Annotated in this window: 3 protein-coding genes; 1 reads left to right on the top strand and 2 read right to left on the bottom strand. The window is 42.6% G+C overall.

From position 1 onward, the window contains the following. Positions 1–674: IS982 family transposase (locus tag HMPREF0666_RS14070; RefSeq protein ID WP_042856444.1), on the top strand; the 674-nt coding region annotated here is incomplete at its 5' end. 866 nt (positions 675–1,540) lie between these two features. Here the strand turns inward: HMPREF0666_RS14070 and pdxT are convergent. Further along, positions 1,541–2,128, bottom strand: coding sequence for a pyridoxal 5'-phosphate synthase glutaminase subunit PdxT (pdxT, locus tag HMPREF0666_RS14065; protein WP_009013031.1), 588 nt, complete (start codon positions 2,126–2,128; stop codon positions 1,541–1,543). Continuing rightward, on the bottom strand, positions 2,125–2,997 hold the full coding sequence (gene pdxS, locus HMPREF0666_RS14060) for a pyridoxal 5'-phosphate synthase lyase subunit PdxS (RefSeq protein WP_009013030.1): 873 nt from the start codon (positions 2,995–2,997) through the stop codon (positions 2,125–2,127). Before pdxS ends, pdxT begins: the two co-directional genes overlap by 4 nt. Positions 2,998–3,412 lie beyond the last annotated feature (415 nt).

Raw genomic sequence — 3,412 nt, 5'->3', positions numbered from 1 at the left:
AAATCAATTGTCTTATTAATCGTTTTCTTGAATTAGAAGCACGAGTCTCTGTAGAGATGATGATGTTCCTACAGATATGTTGTTTTGGGAGGTGTACTGGTATTAGTTTCATTGACTCAACTTGTATTCCAGTTTGTCATAATAAACGTATTTATCGCAATAAGGTTTTTAGAAATTATGCAACAAGAGGCAAGAGTACAATGGGATGGTATTTTGGATTCAAACTACATCTTATCTGTAATGAAAGAGGTGAGATCCTAAACTTTATGCTTACTAAAGCAAATGTTGATGACCGAGACGAAAATGTATTTAACAGATTGACAGACAATGTATTTGGTAAATTATTTGCAGACAAAGGGTACATATCTCAAGGATTATTTGAGAGATTGTTCAATGATGGAATAAATTTAGTTACTGGCATTAGGAGTAACATGAAAAATAAACTAATGCCACTTTATGATAGAATTCCTTTAAGGAAAAGATCTATTATAGAGACTATCAATGATGAGCTAAAGAATGTAGCTAAATTAGTGCATTCAAGGCATAGAAGCATATTTAATTTCGCAATGAATGTTCTCTCTGCTATTGCAGCCTACAGTTTCTTTGAAAAGAAGCCAGCTGTGAACATAGACTTTGCTATAGAGCAACATTCAAGGCAGCTTACATTATTTTAAAGTAATCTGTTTCATTATTATCTTTAGACCCAATCAAAAGATTGAGCCTGAAGAGGCGTTGTACTAAACCAAACGGAAGAGTGGTATGATACTTATCCCGAGCTCAGGTTATTAAGCTACACCAGCACTTAAGATTACAGTTCTATGTTGAACTTGCGCCTTAACGCCTGCGTCTCTTGCCGAACGTACGTGCCCTATTATCTTTGATAGTCTTTTTATATGGACTATCTCGATAAGCATTTCACTCTTCGAAAGTCACTGTAAGGGCGTAAAATATGTTTATATAAGAACAAACCAAACACTCTCTCAATAAGTGCATAACGTCTCCTATTATCGAATTTATAACCAACAAGAAATCAACAGGTTACAAACTGTGTTAAAGAAGACGCCTTTCTTGCTTCAAGAAGGGCGTCTTCAACACCCAAGAAGGGCATATTCTTGAATATAGAAGAGTCTCTTCTTGCCCTGTCATCAGCCTCTTCTCGAATAAAAGGGGAAATGATTAACGAAAAATATCAACAATTCCTATACGTATGGTTAGTATTCTTTCTCTCTCTATCAGTATTCTTGTAGGGATAAGTTCACGCATCACACCATCCCCCCAAAGAAATTTCATCCATTATCATGACGCCCATCATAAACCTTCCTCACCTTATTATATCATAGTGGGTATCCCACAAACCTATAGTGTGAATGATAGACTCTATCACTATTAAACGCAAATCAAACAATAAGAAGAGGGACATTAAAGCAACTTACAGATACAGATATAGGCCATTACAGACACTCATGAGCATCCATAACAGCCTATACACATCTAATCTATGTCCCTTTTTCATTCCAAAGAAACACTTTGGAACTAAGGATTATCTACTCTTCACCATCTTCAAGAAGTATTCATGCACACGCATGTCATCGTCTAATTCGGGATGAAAAGCAGTAACAAGTTGGTTTCCTTGACGAGCGGCAACGATATGACCATCGACCTCTGAGAGTACTTCCACCTCTTCGCTTGCCTCCTTAATATAAGGTGCACGAATGAAGGTCATTGGTATGTCGCCCTCAATCCCCTTAAAGCAAGCCTCCACGTGGAAACTTCCTAACTGCCTACCGTAGGCATTACGGGCAGCAGTCGTGTGCATTGTAGCCAAGCGAGGAGGGACAGGAGCAGACGGACTGTTCCCCTCTACCTCACGAGCAAGGAGTATCAAACCCGCACAAGTACCAAAGACAGGCAGCCCTCCCTCTATCTCTTCACGAATAGGGGTAAGTAAACCAAGGTCGCGAAGGAGTTTACCTTGGGTGGTACTCTCGCCCCCTGGGATTATCAACCCATCTTTCTCCTGCTGCCAATCCTCCAATTGGCGCACCTCAAAGCAGTCGACACCCAGTTTGCTGAGCATCATCTCATGCTCTAAGAACGCCCCCTGCAGGGCAAGAACAGCAATTCTCATTGTCCACGCTCGGCCATGAGCACTTCAATCTCATGCTCGTTGATACCAACCATAGCCTCACCTAAGTCTTCTGACAACGCTGCCAACTCCTTAGGGTCATTATAGTTTGTAACCGCCTTCACGATGGCTGCTGCACGCTTAGCAGGGTCGCCACTCTTAAAGATACCAGACCCAACGAACACACCCTCGGCTCCTAACTGCATCATCAACGCCGCATCAGCAGGAGTAGCCACGCCACCTGCAGCAAAGTTAACCACAGGAAGCTTACCATTATCATGTACATACTTCACGAGGTCGTAAGGTGCTTGCAACTGCTTAGCAGCCTCAAAGAGTTCGTCCTCACGCTTACCAACGAGCTCGCGAATCTGACTCTGCATCAGACGCATGTGACTAACAGCCTGTACAACATCGCCAGTACCTGGCTCGCCCTTGGTACGTATCATTGTTGCACCTTCTGCTATACGACGCAGGGCCTCGCTCAGATTACGTGCACCACAGACAAATGGCACCTCAAACTGGGTCTTGTCGATATGATAGATATTATCCGCAGGAGAGAGAACCTCGCTCTCATCAATGTAATCAATCTCTATTGCCTGTAGTATCTGAGCCTCAGCAATATGACCAATACGGCACTTTGCCATCACAGGGATAGTCACTGCATCTTGAATACCTTTGATCATCTTAGGGTCACTCATACGTGACACACCGCCAGCAGCACGTATATCAGCAGGGATACGCTCTAAGGCCATTACTGCACAAGCACCTGCAGCCTCAGCGATACGAGCCTGCTCTGGTGTGGTTACGTCCATGATTACACCGCCCTTCAACATCTGGGCAAGGTTGCGGTTTAGTTCTTGTCTATTCGCCATAATAGTTTAATTTTTAGTTCTCCTACCCTGCTACACTCATAAATGAATGTGCATGAGGAAATACATGTATTAGTTAATAATAGAAATTCACTTTGGAACGAGCAGAGAAACGTAAGGACAATACTTGCATTTACCAGCTTCAAAAGCCTTCATGCTGTCCTCAACTCTGCCACGTTAAGCTCTCCCCTACTTAAGAGAAATAGCTTGGGGAGTTCGATATCTATCCCCTACTATATCCCGTTAAGCTCTCCCCTACTTAAGAGAAATAGGTTGGGGAGTTCGATATCTATCCCCTACTATATCCCGTTAGGCTCTCCCCTACTTAAGAGAAATAGGTTGGAAAATTATAGACCTGCCCCTACTATATCCCGTTAGGAGCTCCCCTACTTAAGAGAAATAGGTTGGGGAGTCCGAT

The organism is Prevotella sp. C561, assembly GCF_000224595.1.
Lineage (GTDB): Bacteria > Bacteroidota > Bacteroidia > Bacteroidales > Bacteroidaceae > Prevotella > Prevotella jejuni.
The sequence above is the reverse complement of the archived record's forward strand: the minus strand, read 5'-3'. Positions and strand labels throughout refer to the sequence as shown.